This window comes from Brevibacterium sp. LE-L (assembly GCF_050214925.1).
Taxonomy (GTDB): Bacteria; Actinomycetota; Actinomycetes; order Actinomycetales; family Brevibacteriaceae; genus Brevibacterium.
In genome coordinates, this window is the sequence record NZ_CP189759.1 from 438,834 (window position 1) to 452,609 (window position 13,776).

Below are 13,776 nucleotides of genomic sequence, written 5' to 3' on the forward strand. Positions count from 1 at the left end.
GAGCGGTGGTGCGGCGGTTGATAGTGTGAGCGAAAGTCGTCCTGTCGGCAAGGGGGCCATCGTCATGAAAGACCACCTGAGGACGCTCACCGCGCGCAGACAATCGTGGTTCGGGCTCAAACTGCCCGTGAAGAAGGCGCTCGCCCAGCCGATGCTCCACCCCCTGCTGCGCACGGTCGCGCCGCGGCTCAGAGGTGTGAAGATCGGCCGTCTGCCCGCTCCGATCGAACTCACCGAGGTGCGCGGACGTGCCGGTGGAACCGACTTCATCCTCGTCGAGCCCTTTCGCTGCGAGATCGCCAAGGAGTTCTACTGGGGGCGCGGCCGACGCACCGAACCCGAAGACGCCTTTGCTCTTGACCTCATGGTCGCTCTCAGCGCCGACGCCGAGGCGTTCCTCGACATCGGCGCCTACACCGGGGTGTTCACGATGGCCGTCCTCGCCGCGAATCCGCGGGCCCGCGCCCATGCCTTCGAGATCATCCCCGCAGTGGTGGCGGGGATGGAGAAGAACATCGCCCGCAACGGACTGAGCGACCGTGTCACCGTCCACCCCACAGGGGTCGGCAGTCCCGACACCTGGATGAAGGTGCCCCTCGGTGACGGGGGATCGGCCCTGCCGTCGTTCTACTCCGCCGACATGAGCTTCGACTCCGACGCCGAGGTGCGCTTCACCTCCCTCGACGCACTCCTGCCCGATCTGCTCGAGGAGACGCACAGGGCGGGCGTGGGCGAAGACTTGACGGTGACCATGAAGGTCGACGTCGAAGGCGGTGAGAACGATGTCTTCGCCTACGGGCAGGAATTCCTCGCCGCCTTGCGCCCGGACATCCTCTGCGAAGTCCTCGACGACCGAGCGAAACCACGGGAGCTCATGCGCCACCTCGGCGGGCACGGCTACCACTACTACCTCGTCGGGGAGGACCGGCTGTTTGCCCGGAAGACGATCCGGCCGGACCCGCAGCTGCGTGACTGGCTGTTCACATCGAAGTCGCCCGAGCAGATGCGCTCGGCCGGTTACCCCGTCGACTGAACGCACCGGTCCCATCGCCCGGACGCGGCCGGCGGGCACCCGCGACAAGGTCCGGCCGGTGCCGCGACACGGGCCTACCGGCACTCATGACAAGAGTCGGCCGGCCTCTCGCGCAGTCGTGCGCGCGGCGTCGACTCAGCCCTTGAGCTGATCGGCGATGAGAGCCGCGAGGAGTGCGGTGCGGGGTGCGATCTCGTCGATGACGGCGTGCTCATGCTCGGCATGCGCCCCATCGCCGACGGCACCGAGACCATCGAGCGTGGGAATGCCGTCACCGGCGGTGAAGTTCCCATCCGAGGCCCCACCCACGGACACGCCCTCCGGTGTGCGAAGCCCGAGCTCGGCCGCCAGAGAGGTGGCGCGGTCGAACAGCGCCGCCGACTGCTCGGGTTCGAACGGCGGCCGGTTGATCCCGCCGAGCACCTCGGTCGACGAGCCGTCCACCTGCGGGTTCGCAGCCAACTCGCGGATCTGCGCATCGACGCGTTCGAGTTCTGCCGCGGTTCGGGCGCGCACATCGATGTCCACCCGCGCCTCGGCGGGCACCGTATTCGACGTCGTTCCAGCACTGATCACGGTCGGGACCACCGTCGTCCCGGCTGAAGCGTCGGCGAGATCGGCCACGAGCGGCAGGGTCAGGGCCAGGGCCATCCCCGCGTTGATCCCCTTCTCCGGTTCGAGTCCGGCATGCGAGGCCCTGCCCGAGAACTTCAGTACGTAGTTGCTCGTGCCCTTGCGTTCGAGTTTGAGCGCACCATTCGCGCTCGCCTCCATGACGAACACGGCCCGTGCTTCGGCCGCCTCGGCGCGGATGAGCTCCGACGACGTCAGCGAACCGATCTCCTCATCGCCGGTGATGAGGATCGACAGGCCCTCCAGCGCGCCCTCGCCGAGGAGGTCACGCAGGATCGCGGTCGCGTGCACGCTCATGACCGCCCCGGTGAGCATGTCGAAGCTGCCGGGCCCCCGCAGAATCCCGTCGGCGGTGGAGAAGGGGATGCGCTCGAGCGTGCCGTGCGGCCACACTGTGTCCTGGTGGTTGAGCAGGACGACGCGTGCCGGACCGGTGCCGAAACGCAGCCGCAGGTGGGCGGTGCCCTCGACCTCGAGCAGCTCCGCCTCGGCGCCGAGGCGGTCGCGCAGCAGTGCGGCGAAATCCCGTGCCCCGGTGGCCACGGCCTCCTTGTCGCTCGAAGGAGTCTCAATCGAGATCACACGTTCGATGTCGGCGAGGATGTCGGGCAGACGGTGGTCCGCCTGAGCGACGAGTTCAGTGGGCTGGAATCCGGATGCAGGGGTCGAAGTCATAGCTCGATTCTACGGAGAGCCCGTTGTCGCTTTCGGCGGTGTCCGGATGGTGTGACCGGGGTCGACCTGCGCCGTGACCGCTCCCTGACCGCATCGTGACTGAACGCCGAGGCACATCACCGCCCACAAACCCCGCCGACTGTGGTTTGCTAGTTCCATGGGTGAGGCAGTCAGCTCGAAGCGGTATACGCCGGAAGAACGCACACTGTATCGGGAGAAGCTTGCAGAGAATCTCGAGCTCTTCGATACCTACCTTCGTCATGCGGATTTCAAATCGGCGGGCACGATCGGGCTCGAACTCGAGCTCAACCTCGTCGACGGTGAGAACCAGCCGAGCCTGCGCAACAAGGACGTGCTCGATCGCCTCGACGACGACTATCAGTCAGAGATCGGCGCTTTCAACCTCGAGCTCAACCACCCGGTGCTGCAGGTGGCCGGGCGGGGGCTGAAGACCCTCGAGGCCGGTGTCGCCCACCGTCTGGAGAAGGCGCAGAAGGCCGCTGAGGCGGAGGGACTGAGCATCGTGTCGATCGGGACCCTGCCGACGCTGACCACGCAGTTCCTCAGCGACGAGAGGTGGATGACCGAAGAGAACCGCTACGAAGCGCTGAGCAACTCGGTCATCGATGCGCGCGGCGAGTATGTGCGCATCGAACTCGGCCGGGACGAACGGTACAGGGCGGAGTTCGCCGATATCGCCCCCGAATCCTCATGCACTTCGATGCAGCTGCACCTGCAGGTGGCCCCGAACCGGTTCGCCGATGCGTGGAACGCCTCGCAGGCGATCGCCGCGGCGCAGGTGGCCATGGGCGCGAACTCCCCGCTGTTCGTCGGTCGCAAGCTGTGGCACGAATCCCGGATCCCCGTATTCTCCCAGTCCATCGACACCCGCACTCCCGAGCTGGTCAACCAGGGGGTGCGCCCACGCGTGTGGTTCGGCGAACGGTGGATCACCAGCGTGTTCGACCTCTTCGAGGAGAACGTCCGCTACTTCCCGCCGCTGCTGCCCGAGATCAAGGACTTCGTCGAGTTCCGGGCCGCGGATGCCCCGAAGCTCTTCGAACTCAACCTGCACAACGGTACGGTGTGGCGGTGGAACCGGCCGATCTACAACTCCGGTGACAACGGCGCCCACATCCGAGTCGAGAACCGTCTGCTGCCGGCCGGTCCGACCCCGGTCGACATGGTGGCCGACGCCGCTTTCTACTACGGACTCGCCGAATTCCTCGTCGGAGAGAACCGCCCAGTGTGGTCGCGGATGTCGTTCGCCGAGGCGGAGGAGAACTTCTTCGCCTGCGCCAAGGACGGCATCGAGGCACGTGTGACCTGGCCGAAGATCGGGCGCATCGGCGTCGCCGACCTCGTCACCGATGTGCTCGCACCCCAGGCCAGGCGCGGTCTGTCACGACTGAACATCGACAATGACGTCATCGACGAATACATGTCGATCATCGAGGGCCGCGCCGAGAGTCGCATCAACGGTGCGACCTGGCAGCTGCGCATGCTCGACCGACTGGCGCCGGGCAGCGCCCCGGGGTCGACCGAGCGCAGCGAGGGACTGAAGGCGATGATGGACGCCTACTTGGCCAACCAGGCGACGGGAGCCCCGGTCCACACCTGGGACATCCCCGACTGAGGGCGCTTTCTGCCGAGAAATGGTCGCAATCGGACACTCTGCGCCAAATGTAGGTCGCAATCGGATACTTCTGGCGCTTCGAAGTATCCGATTGCGACCTATTTTCTGAGCCTGAACTCGAAATCGCGCGACCGCAGCCTCAGAGGCGTTCGATCTCGACGAAGACGACGTCGGCGCTGCCTCCGGGATTCGAGACCTCGTGTTCGGAGCCGGCGGGGCGGGTGTAGGAGATGCCGGCCTCGAGCTCGGCGCGGATCTCGGTGCCGTCGGAGTTGCGCACAAGCATCGTGTCGGTGACCATCGGCACCACGACGTACTCGTACTCATGTCTGTGCATCGGAATGACGCCGTCGGGCCTGATCGTCCACTTCGTCACCCGGAACACGCCGTTGTCGAGCTGGACCTCTCCTGCCGAACCGGTGTCTGCTGCGGAGCTGTCTGCGGTCATTGCGATCTCCTTCGATGCGTGAGCGGATGCCTGAACGGACGTGATTACGCCACTGTATCGCCCGGCAGCCCGCACTTCGGCGACTCGCCCCGAACCGATCCACCCGGGCTAGCATGAGGGGTATGCGATACCCGCGTGAGAAGAAGTGAGATGATGACTGCCCGCACCCCCGCCGAGGCGGCCCCCACCACCCCCGCTCCCGCCGCGTCCGTTCCTGCCGCCTCCGCCCGATCGGGGCTCGTCCGCCCCTTCGCTGCGATGGGCATCGTCGCCACGGTCGGACAGATGCAGCGTGCCGGGCGTGACACGATCGCCATGTGCCTGGGCGAACCGACTCAGGGCGCGCCGAGCCCCGTGCTCGCGCGTGCCGCCGAAGTCGCCCGCGACGGCACCGGCCTCGGCTACTCGCCGATCTTCGGCATCCCCGAACTCCGGGAGGCCATCGCCGGTCACTACCGAGACTGGTACGGATTGGACATCGCACCAGAACGCATCGCTGTGACAACCGGGTCCTCGGGCGCTTTCCAGACGACATTCCTCACCTGCTTCGACGTCGGCGATCGAGTGGCTCTGGCCCGGCCCGGCTACGGGGCATACAAGAACATCCTCACCGCGCTCGGCTGCGAGGTCGTCGAACTCGACTGCGGTGCGGACGAGGGATTCCAACCCAGCGTCGAGCTGCTCGCCGCCGCCCACGCCGAGGCTCCGCTCAAGGGCCTCATGCTCGCCTCACCGGCGAATCCGACAGGGACGATGATCGGTGCCGAAGCGCTCGGGAAGCTCATGGACTGGTGCCGCGAGCACGGGGTGCAGGTGATCTCCGACGAGATCTACCACGGCATCACCTACATCGGCACCCGCGGCGAGACCGCCCTGGCCCATGACGACAATGCGATCGTCATCTCCTCGTTCTCCAAGTACTGGGGCATGACCGGGTGGCGTCTGGGCTGGGCGATCCTGCCCGAAGCCCTGATCTCACCCGCGCAGAACGTGACCGGAAACCTTTCGCTGTGTGCCCCGGTGCCAGCCCAGTACGCCGCGGTCGCAGGATTCACCGAAGAATCGTATGCCGAATGCGAGGCCGCCGTGGCCTCTTTCGCCGGTGCCCGCGAGCACGTCCTGAGCGCACGGTCCGACCTCGGCTTCGGTGAGATGGCCCCGCCCGACGGAGCGTTCTACATGTACGCCCGCATCGACGAGATCCTCGACCGGGCCGGTCTCGACACCGCCGGTCAGTGGTGTGGTCAGGTGCTCGAAGCCACCGGCGTCGCGCTGGCCCCGGGAGACGATTTCGACACAGTCAACGGCCCCCGCTCGGTGCGTCTGTCCTTGGCCGTCGGTGCCGAGAGGACCGCCGAGGCCATCGACCGCATCCTCGACTTCATGGGATGAGCTCCGCCGAGGTGAACCGGGGAGCTCAGACCCCCGCCCCACGGGCGCTGCCGACCCTGGGCATCATCATCGCCGCCGTGCTGCTGGGCTCAGCGGGTCTGTTCGTCATCCTCGCCGAGGCGACCGCCCCCACCGCGGCCTTCCTCCGCTGCTGGATCGCCGTCGTCGTCCTCGCGCCGCTGGCCGTCCTCGAGGTCCGCAGGCACGGGAAGGTGCCGCCTAAGGCGCTGCTCATCGCCGGAGTCTCCGGTGCCGCACTGGGACTGGACTACGTCCTCTGGGCCCAAAGCGTGCTCGACGCCGGACTCGGCGTGTCCACCGTGCTCATCAGCGTGCAGGTCATCGTCTTCCCCGCGCTCGTGTGGATCTTCGGAGGAAGCCGGCCCGGATGGCTGTTCATCGGCTGTGTGCCGCTCATGATCATCGGCATGCTGCTCACCGGAGGCGTCTTCGGTGTCGACGGAGCCGCGGCGAATCCGACCAGGGGCGCGATCTTCGGAGTGCTGTCCGGTGTGCTCTACGGCGTCTACATCTTCGGCATCCACCACAGCCGGAAGGTCGCGCCGAAGTTCGTCGTCGCTCCCGTTGAGATCGGCACCATCGCCGCGGGAGTGATGACGGCCGTCGCCGGACTCGCCCTGGGCGGCCTCGACTTCGATCTCGGGTGGGACGGCTGGGCGTGGATGCTCGCGCTCGCCGTCTGCGGCCAGGCTCTGTCGTGGGTGCTGCTGAGCATCTCGAGCCCGTTGGTGCCTGTGCCGACGACCGCGGCGCTCATGCTGCTGCAGCCGCTGTCGGCTGTTGTGCTCGGCTCGCTCATCGCCGGGGAACGGCTGCAGCCGGGGCAATGGGTGGGCGCGGTGCTCGTCGCCGCCATCGTCTGGGTCGTCGGTGGAGGACCGGAAGCGCTGACGAAGAGACGCCGGCGCTGAGCGGAGTTCAGTGCTCGTGCGCCTCGATCGTGTGGGCGATGGCGTCGATGATGATGTGGGCGACGTGGTCGTCCTTGAGCGAATAGTAGGCTTCGCGTCCGATGCGGTTGACGCCGACGAGGTGGAGGCCGCGGAGGAATTTCAGGTGCTGGGAGACCAGCGGCTGGGACAGGCCGGTCGATTCGACGATGTGCGTCACCGTCGCCTCACCGTGGGTGAGGACGAGCAGCATCTTCAGCCGTGAGGGTGTGGCGAGGGCCTTGAACAGGTCGGCGGTTTCGGTGATGGCTTCGAGGTTGTCCTCGGGATTGAGCAGCAGCTGCTCGACCTCGTCGTTGACGGGAACGGAATCGGGAATGGACGCCATGAGTGCAGATTACCGGACAAGCGGCCCGGCCACCCGATATGCGGACCGCGACAGGGCCGACAGGGTCGTACTCGGTGTGAGGGGCGGTGTCAGTCGAGGGCTTCGACGTCGTTCTGCGAACCGAGGAGATCATCGGCCAGAGACTCCCACTGTTCGTAGGCGTCGGGGAGGGCGGAACGCTGCACGGACTGGGCCGCCTCGGTCGGCGACATCATGTGCCAGCCGTCGATCTGGTCGAGTCCGGGGTTCTCGACCTCCGGATTGACGCCGTAGAACGCCTTCGCGGCGTAGACGGGATCGGTGAGCTGTTCGGGTTCGCCCCAGCCCTGGGACGGTCGCTGCTGGAACAGGCCGACGGAATCGCGATCCCCGGCGTCGAGGTTACGCAGCGAGGACTCCTGCAGCGCGGTCATCAGGGCGATGCGGATCGCCTGGTCGTCGAAGTCGGCACCGCGGCCGACGCCGATGATGAGGCGGGCATTGTCGATCTGCTGTTCATTGAGTTGGCCGACGGACGCCATCTGCATCTGCCTGATCTTCGTGGACCCGAACGAAACGGGGGAGTTGACGATGATGACGGCGGCGACGACGAGGGCCATCACTGCCGCTCCGAGCCCAATCAGGGCACCAGTAAGCACGGACCGGCGGCCCTTGCGAGATGATGTCAGACGAGGCATGTATATAACAATAGTGCAACAAACTTAAGGCTGCATGAGTCCAGGCCGAGCTGTTTGTCACAGTGAGGTCACGGTGACGGGCCATTCGGTGGGCGGCGATGCCTGAAGGCGCGGTCGGGTGAGGACCGAAGTCACGAGGAGGAGTCCGGAGCGGTCGCCGTTGCGTCCGGACGCGGACGAGAATACCCGAAATGAGTCTCGAACGCTTGACCTTGACACGATGTGAAGGTCTTCACTGAAGGGACAGGAGGTGGAGACCATGACCGTTCCACACGACAATCGCCGAACACATCAGACCGACGACCGGCTCGTCGAGGCACTGGGCGGTCCGCACTCGCAGCAGCGTCTGCAGGCCGCCATGGAAGCGGGCACCCGCGCCGATCCCGAATACCTCGAGGTCCTCATCGACCGGTGCCGCATCGAACCGGACTTCTTCGTCCGCGACATGCTCACCTGGGCGCTGACCAGGCTGCCGGCAGACGACACCGTCCCGCGCCTCATCGCCGAACTCGACTCCGACAGGCCGCAGGCGATCAGCCAGTCCCTGCACACGCTGTCGAAGATCGGTGACGCCCGCGCGTGGCCGGCCATGGATCCGTCCCGAATCGGTCGCCGTCTCATCGCCCACCCCGACACCGAGGTGGCCCGCAGTGCGTGGCGATCCGCCGTCGCTCTGGTGCCCGGTGAAGACCGACAGGATCTCACATCGGCCCTGGTGACGCAGCTGGGGCGAGGGGATGTCGAGATGCAGAAGAGCCTCAGCCGGGCGATCGTGGCCCTCGGTGAGGATCTCGTGTCAGTGGTCGATGAGAGGCTTCAAGCAGAGGACGACACAGTGCGGGCTCACGCCATGGCGACCCGGGACATGTTCGATGACCCGGATGCCGGCTTCGCCCACGCCTTGGACGCAGCCAAGCGAGTGGTCGCACTGGGGTCCGAGGCTTCGGTCTAGGCCGGTCTCAGGGAAGTGCCGGCCGATCCGGTGTCGTCGAGTGGGGCAAGCTCGACGACACCGGACCGGAGGCTCGGACTCCTTCCTCCGAGGGGTTCCTCCAAGCGAGCACCTCCGAAACGGGTCCTGAACGCGCGCCGAAGCTACGCGGATGAACCTATAGTGACAAACGAAGCGAGGTGGATATGCGCATCGGCGAGGTGGCCAGGCGCTCCGGCGTCAGCGCGCGGATGCTGCGGCACTACGAATCCATCGGTCTGCTCGAGCCCAGTGAGCGGACATCCGCCGGATACCGCGAGTATTCGGATGCCGACATCGGACGGATCTTCCACATCGAGGGCCTGCGCCGACTCGGCATGAGTCTTGCCGAGGTCCGAGAGGTGCTCGACGATCCGAGCTTCGACACGACGCGGCTGCTCGGCGACCTCATCGCCAAGACGCGCGAACGCATCGATGCCGAAGAGCGCCTGCTCGCGCACCTCGAGCGCACCGACCGGCTCGGCCGAACCGATCCCGAGGCGCTGCTGTGGACCATCGATCTCATGCGCTCTCTCGAATCCGCCGATGTCATCCAACGCCACAAGGCCGCCCTGGGCGGAGGGATCGACGGCAGCGTGCCGATCGAAGCGCTCTCCTCGGCCGTCCTCGACGAACCCGCACCCAATGCGGCCGGAGCCATGCGATGGGCCCTCGCTCAGGCAGGTTCCGCCGCCGTTTCGCCGCTCTTGACCGGAGTCGACGATCCGTCCGCCGCTGTGAGGATCCGGGCGATTCGAGCACTCGATGAGATCCGCCGCACGACCGGGCGTGAGGAACTCGGCGAGGAGGCGGTCGAGGAGATCCGTGACGCCCTGCGGTCGCGTCTCGATGATGAGGACGACGAGGTGAGAGGACTCTGCGCCTTCGCGCTGGCCGGACTCGATGACACGGCGGCGATCCCCGAACTGCTGACGATCGCGATGAATGGTCCTCGAGACATCGACGCCGCCGAGGCGCTCGCCGGATTCGTCGTCGCCGGCTCGACGGCTTCCGCCGATATCATGGCCGAGCTGCACCGGGCTGCCCGGTCACATCGGCCGAACGAGCGTTTCCGTGCCCTGCAGGTCCTCATCGAGATCGCCGATGAACCGGTCGGCCAGGTCCAGCCGGACCATGACATGGCGAAGCCGCATCGGAAGCAGGTGACAGAGCTGCTCGCACAGCTGGCCGAGGACGATGATCGACAGGTGGCCGCGACGGCCGCCGCGGAGCTGAGGCGACGGACGGGCCGCCTCGGCGAGGGGAATTCGGGTTCTCCGCATTCCGGCGGGTGAAACCGATTGTCTAAACTGGCACCCATGACTTCGGCAGGAATGAGGGACGGATCGGGCGCTGCAGATGCGCCGAGCGGGCAGAAGAGGCGGCTCAAGCATTCATTCGTCTACCGTCGTCACCACTTCACACCGACCGGGATCCTCGACTATCTGTTCTTCCTCTTCGGCGGGGCGGCTTCGACCTGGCTGGCGCTGCTGATCCTGCTCAAGGGATTCAGCCTCGGGTGGTGGCAGGTGCTGACCCTGCTCGTCTTCTGGGGCGTTGTGTCCTACCTTGCGCTGCCCAGGCTGCACCGCATCCTCTCCCAGATCTACGTGCCGAACTACTTCATCGGCCGCACCCGCACTTCCGACGGCTTGCTCGGCGACCCGGTCAACCTTGCCTGGCGTGGTGAGGAAGCGCAGATCCACCACGCGATGAGGGCGGCCGGGTGGACCCTCGCCGACAGCATCACGCCGGCGTCGACCTGGGAGATCATCCGCTCGACGGTGACGAAGCGCAGCTACCCGCAGGCACCGGTGTCACCGCTGCTCCTGTTCGGAAGGCGACAGGACTTCGCGTACCAGCAGGAGGTCGACGGTGATCCGGGCCAGCGCCACCACGTGCGCTTCTGGAAGTGTCCGAGCGGCTGGCTCATGCCCGGCGGACACCAGGCCGACTGGCTGGCCGCGGGCACCTACGACAAAGCCGTCGGGATCTCACTGTTCACCCTGCAGTTCACACACAAGATCGAAGAGAAGACCGACGTCGAACGCGACCACATCGTCAGTTCCGTCACAGCCGCAGACGACTCGATCACCGTGGACCGGATCAAGGACTTCTCGACCGGCTACCACTCCCGCAACGGTGGTGGGGACGCGATCATCACCGACGGGCACCTGCCGATCGTCGACCTCGCCGAAGTCGTCGCTGATGACGACGACTACCCCGAACGCTTGGAGCTGGCACTCGACGCCACCCAGATCTACTCCGAATCACGATCGGTCTCCGAAGTGACGAAGACTCTGTGGCGGCAGCGACCGCTGCAGACAGTCGTGGGGGCGGCGCTCGTGCTCATCCTCCTGATCTTCCAGGCTTGGGATGTGATCACCACGCTCCTCGACTGGAACGGACTGCGGACTGAAGTCGTCGGCTACAGCTCGGACATCGCCGCACTCAGCGACGACACGGCCACGCGCATCGTCGCGGGTGTGCTCATCGGAGTCAGCCTCCTCATCGGGTGTCTGCAGGTCATCGCCTCGGCGTCGGTGTTCCGCGGCAGCAACCGGGCCAGACTGTGGATCCTCACTCTCTCGACGATCTCCGTGATCGTGTCGATGACGAACTACTTCACCGGCGACCGTGACCTGGCGACGAACACGTATGCGCTGATGACGATCGCCATGCAGGTCGCCGTGCTGCTGTCGCTGTCGAGCGACTCCTCCCGGATGTTCACCCGCTTCAGCACGGCCGCACTCCGCGCAGAACGGCAGGACCGAGCCCTCGAGGACTGACGCTGCGGACCCGTGTATTCTGACCGTGTCCGAACTACTCCGCATCTCACCTCGACGCCGAGGTCGGAACACTCACGAAGGCAGGACTCCATGACCGACCAGATCCCCGATGCTTCCGTCTTCGATTCGATCGACCCGGCTCTCAAGTTAATCACCGCCGAGATCGAAATCTCAGCGCAGGCCGAAGCGGTGTTCGAACTCATCGCCGATCCGCGTCGGCAGCCGGAATGGGACGGCAACGACAACCTCGGGTCGGCCGTCGAGGGACAGCGAGTGCGTGGGACAGGCGGTTCCTTCATCACGACCCTGACCAAAGGCGTCGACCGGGAGAACCACATCGTCGACTTCGAAGAGGGGCGGCTCATCGCCTGGAAGCCGTCCGAGGTCGGGGGAGAGCCTTTCGGACAGAAGTGGGTGTGGCAGATCGAACCGATCGGAGGAGGCTCAGTCCTCGTTCGCCATATCTACGACTGGACGAAGCTGCGCGATCCGCAGCGCCTGTCTCGGGCGCAGTCGACGACGGTGGCGAATCTGCTCGCCTCACTCAAGAGGCTCAAACAGCTCGCCGAACGCTGAGCCGCAGCCCGAGTCTCACCATCGAAGACCCGAGCGGCCGGGTCACTTCGGCCAAGCGTCGGCCAAACGCGTGAGCAGTGATGCCAGCTGCGCCCTCTCGTCCTCGGTGAATGCGCTCAGCGCCTGATCGACGTTCTCACGCTGAGCACCGCGGAACCTGTTGGTGATTGCACGACCCTTGTCCGTCAGCGCGATGAGGGTGCGTCTCGCATCATCAGGGTCGGCCTCGCGACGCAGAAATCCGAGCTCGACACCTTGGGACACAAGTCGGGATGCGCGCGGCTGGTCGACGCCGATCGCATCACCGAGAGCGCTGACCCCCAGCGCCGTGCCTGCCTGGACGAGGGAGATGAGCAGACGGATGAGCGCACGCCCGCGACCGTGAGCGGCGAACGGTCCGCCGGGATGACGTTTGCCACCGAAAGGGAAGTCCTCCGAGTGCCGACCGCCCCCGAAACCTCCGCGTTCACCGAAGCCCCCGCGCTCGCCGTGCTCACCGAAACCTCCGAAAGGTCCGAAACCCCGCGGACCGCCGGAGCCGCGCCGCCACTGCAGGCGAGTGAGCGCTTCGGCGATCGCCTGAATGTCATCGTTCGTGCTCATGATTCGATTTTACATGTTACTTGACATGTTCCTCTATTGCATGTCATTCTGCATGTACATGTCAGATGACAACTAAAGGAGATGACATGACTGCCCACAACGACTTCAACGATGACAATGACGACGTCACCACCCCGCCCGCAGGCGCCGACGCAACAGGTGCGGACCACCAGGAGGGCTCACTGAACACTGGCGAGAACACCGACACGGACGATGCCTCGGGCCTCGATGCCGATGGTGCCGAGGGGGCGAATCAGGGCGATGCGACGGACAATGACACGGCCGTAACCGGAGACCCCGCGAGCGATGACGATGCCCGCGCAGGTAAGGACGATGACTCCGATGCCGATCTGCCGCAGCTGCTTCGCGAGTTCAGCCACGTGCTGCGCCGCGAGTTCCGCTCAGCCGCTGCCGATTCCGGTTTCGACCCTCGCGACCTCGGGCGCTTGCGGCGAGGCCGCCGCCGCTGGGATGCCGATGAGGTGGTCGCCGACGGCGCCGCCTATCCGGAAGAGCCGGTGACCTATGGCCCGCCGCGCGGCCGGGGCGGATGGGGGCCGTCGAAGAACATCGATCCCGAAGAGCTGCGCCAGCGCTTCCGCGATATGCGCGACGGAGTCGGCGATCGCATCGAAGAGGTGCTCACCTCCGAAGAGTTCGAGAACCTCAAGGCCTCGCTGTCGAAGATCGTTGAGAACTTCGGCCCCGAGGGATGCGGAGACGACTCGGATGGCCACGAAGGACCGCATGACCGCAGACGCCCCCATGATGATGACGGTCACCGAGGCGGTTCTGACCGTCACGAGGCTCACGGACCCCACGGAGGGCGCGGCGATCGTGACGGCCGCCGTTCAGGAGGCCGCGGACGACGCGGGTTCGGCCCCAACTTCGGTCCCGGATTCGGTCCGGGCCGACGAGGATTCGACCCCTTCGGTTGGGCCGATGAGCGCCGCAGCCGCGAGCAGGAGGTCCAGGAGGCCTTCGAGCGGGGATTCGCCGCGGGCTTCGAACAAGGACGCAATTCCTGACCGAGCCGCGCACTCGA

The 13,776-nt window shown here is 66.1% G+C and carries 14 protein-coding genes; 9 read left to right on the forward strand and 5 right to left on the reverse strand.

Annotation, left to right across the window (positions count from 1 at the left end; genetic code table 11):
- Window positions 1–64 precede the first annotated feature (64 nt).
- Entirely contained in the window at window positions 65–1,033 is a 969-nt protein-coding gene (locus ACQE2J_RS01935; RefSeq protein WP_135541569.1) for an FkbM family methyltransferase, read from the forward strand.
- Window positions 1,034–1,168: 135 nt separating this feature from the next.
- Here ACQE2J_RS01935 and ACQE2J_RS01940 read toward each other — a convergent pair whose 3' ends face one another.
- The gene (locus ACQE2J_RS01940) at window positions 1,169–2,341 is read right to left on the reverse strand and encodes a M20 family metallopeptidase (protein WP_135541567.1); all 1,173 of its coding nucleotides are present in this window, start codon (window positions 2,339–2,341) and stop codon (window positions 1,169–1,171) included.
- Between the two features lie 157 nt (window positions 2,342–2,498).
- Here ACQE2J_RS01940 and ACQE2J_RS01945 point away from each other — a divergent pair, with 157 nt between their 5' ends.
- Complete coding sequence (locus ACQE2J_RS01945; protein WP_135541565.1) at window positions 2,499–3,977, forward strand: glutamate--cysteine ligase; 1,479 nt, start codon at window positions 2,499–2,501, stop codon at window positions 3,975–3,977.
- 139 nt (window positions 3,978–4,116) lie between these two features.
- On the opposite strand, the gene ACQE2J_RS01950 is transcribed toward ACQE2J_RS01945, so the two are convergent.
- Complete coding sequence (locus ACQE2J_RS01950; RefSeq protein WP_096161862.1) at window positions 4,117–4,425, reverse strand: cupin; 309 nt, start codon at window positions 4,423–4,425, stop codon at window positions 4,117–4,119.
- 153 nt (window positions 4,426–4,578) lie between these two features.
- Here ACQE2J_RS01950 and ACQE2J_RS01955 point away from each other — a divergent pair, with 153 nt between their 5' ends.
- Complete coding sequence (locus tag ACQE2J_RS01955; protein ID WP_096161896.1) at window positions 4,579–5,817, forward strand: pyridoxal phosphate-dependent aminotransferase; 1,239 nt, start codon at window positions 4,579–4,581, stop codon at window positions 5,815–5,817.
- Complete coding sequence (locus ACQE2J_RS01960) at window positions 5,814–6,749, forward strand: DMT family transporter (protein WP_096161861.1); 936 nt, start codon at window positions 5,814–5,816, stop codon at window positions 6,747–6,749. The genes ACQE2J_RS01955 and ACQE2J_RS01960 overlap by 4 nt, the downstream gene beginning before the upstream one ends.
- A gap of 7 nt (window positions 6,750–6,756) precedes the next feature.
- Here ACQE2J_RS01960 and ACQE2J_RS01965 read toward each other — a convergent pair whose 3' ends face one another.
- Window positions 6,757–7,116 (reverse strand): ArsR/SmtB family transcription factor, encoded by a 360-nt coding sequence (locus tag ACQE2J_RS01965; RefSeq protein ID WP_096161860.1) that lies wholly within the window; start codon window positions 7,114–7,116, stop codon window positions 6,757–6,759.
- Window positions 7,117–7,205: 89 nt separating this feature from the next.
- On the reverse strand, window positions 7,206–7,793 hold the full coding sequence (locus tag ACQE2J_RS01970) for a peptidoglycan-binding protein (RefSeq protein WP_240520268.1): 588 nt from the start codon (window positions 7,791–7,793) through the stop codon (window positions 7,206–7,208).
- A gap of 259 nt (window positions 7,794–8,052) precedes the next feature.
- Here ACQE2J_RS01970 and ACQE2J_RS01975 point away from each other — a divergent pair, with 259 nt between their 5' ends.
- From ACQE2J_RS01975 to ACQE2J_RS01990, 4 genes are all read left to right on the forward strand, one after another.
- Window positions 8,053–8,745 (forward strand): HEAT repeat domain-containing protein, encoded by a 693-nt coding sequence (locus ACQE2J_RS01975; protein WP_096161858.1) that lies wholly within the window; start codon window positions 8,053–8,055, stop codon window positions 8,743–8,745.
- A gap of 185 nt (window positions 8,746–8,930) precedes the next feature.
- Window positions 8,931–10,058: a MerR family transcriptional regulator gene (locus tag ACQE2J_RS01980; protein WP_096161857.1), complete on the forward strand. Its 1,128-nt coding sequence runs from the start codon at window positions 8,931–8,933 to the stop codon at window positions 10,056–10,058.
- A 24-nt stretch (window positions 10,059–10,082) separates the two neighbouring features.
- Window positions 10,083–11,552: an LssY C-terminal domain-containing protein gene (locus ACQE2J_RS01985; RefSeq protein WP_425119026.1), complete on the forward strand. Its 1,470-nt coding sequence runs from the start codon at window positions 10,083–10,085 to the stop codon at window positions 11,550–11,552.
- Window positions 11,553–11,642: 90 nt separating this feature from the next.
- Window positions 11,643–12,128, forward strand: coding sequence for an SRPBCC family protein (locus tag ACQE2J_RS01990; protein ID WP_425119025.1), 486 nt, complete (start codon window positions 11,643–11,645; stop codon window positions 12,126–12,128).
- Window positions 12,129–12,170: 42 nt separating this feature from the next.
- Here the strand turns inward: ACQE2J_RS01990 and ACQE2J_RS01995 are convergent, their stop codons facing one another.
- Window positions 12,171–12,731: a MarR family winged helix-turn-helix transcriptional regulator gene (locus ACQE2J_RS01995; protein ID WP_226823892.1), complete on the reverse strand. Its 561-nt coding sequence runs from the start codon at window positions 12,729–12,731 to the stop codon at window positions 12,171–12,173.
- A gap of 86 nt (window positions 12,732–12,817) precedes the next feature.
- Here ACQE2J_RS01995 and ACQE2J_RS02000 point away from each other — a divergent pair, with 86 nt between their 5' ends.
- Window positions 12,818–13,759: a hypothetical protein gene (locus tag ACQE2J_RS02000; RefSeq protein WP_426936965.1), complete on the forward strand. Its 942-nt coding sequence runs from the start codon at window positions 12,818–12,820 to the stop codon at window positions 13,757–13,759.
- Window positions 13,760–13,776 lie beyond the last annotated feature (17 nt).

What these genes read in the sequence shown, in the direction of transcription:
- ACQE2J_RS01935 (WP_135541569.1), top strand. Translation starts at nt 65, where the DNA reads ATGAAAGACCACCTGAGGACGCTCACCGCGCGCAGACAATCGTGGTTC.
- ACQE2J_RS01940 (WP_135541567.1), bottom strand. Translation starts at nt 2,341, where the DNA reads ATGACTTCGACCCCTGCATCCGGATTCCAGCCCACTGAACTCGTCGCT.
- ACQE2J_RS01945 (WP_135541565.1), top strand. Translation starts at nt 2,499, where the DNA reads ATGGGTGAGGCAGTCAGCTCGAAGCGGTATACGCCGGAAGAACGCACA.
- ACQE2J_RS01950 (WP_096161862.1), bottom strand. Translation starts at nt 4,425, where the DNA reads ATGACCGCAGACAGCTCCGCAGCAGACACCGGTTCGGCAGGAGAGGTC.
- ACQE2J_RS01955 (WP_096161896.1), top strand. Translation starts at nt 4,579, where the DNA reads ATGACTGCCCGCACCCCCGCCGAGGCGGCCCCCACCACCCCCGCTCCC.
- ACQE2J_RS01960 (WP_096161861.1), top strand. Translation starts at nt 5,814, where the DNA reads ATGAGCTCCGCCGAGGTGAACCGGGGAGCTCAGACCCCCGCCCCACGG.
- ACQE2J_RS01965 (WP_096161860.1), bottom strand. Translation starts at nt 7,116, where the DNA reads ATGGCGTCCATTCCCGATTCCGTTCCCGTCAACGACGAGGTCGAGCAG.
- ACQE2J_RS01970 (WP_240520268.1), bottom strand. Translation starts at nt 7,793, where the DNA reads ATGCCTCGTCTGACATCATCTCGCAAGGGCCGCCGGTCCGTGCTTACT.
- ACQE2J_RS01975 (WP_096161858.1), top strand. Translation starts at nt 8,053, where the DNA reads ATGACCGTTCCACACGACAATCGCCGAACACATCAGACCGACGACCGG.
- ACQE2J_RS01980 (WP_096161857.1), top strand. Translation starts at nt 8,931, where the DNA reads ATGCGCATCGGCGAGGTGGCCAGGCGCTCCGGCGTCAGCGCGCGGATG.
- ACQE2J_RS01985 (WP_425119026.1), top strand. Translation starts at nt 10,083, where the DNA reads ATGACTTCGGCAGGAATGAGGGACGGATCGGGCGCTGCAGATGCGCCG.
- ACQE2J_RS01990 (WP_425119025.1), top strand. Translation starts at nt 11,643, where the DNA reads ATGACCGACCAGATCCCCGATGCTTCCGTCTTCGATTCGATCGACCCG.
- ACQE2J_RS01995 (WP_226823892.1), bottom strand. Translation starts at nt 12,731, where the DNA reads ATGAGCACGAACGATGACATTCAGGCGATCGCCGAAGCGCTCACTCGC.
- ACQE2J_RS02000 (WP_426936965.1), top strand. Translation starts at nt 12,818, where the DNA reads ATGACTGCCCACAACGACTTCAACGATGACAATGACGACGTCACCACC.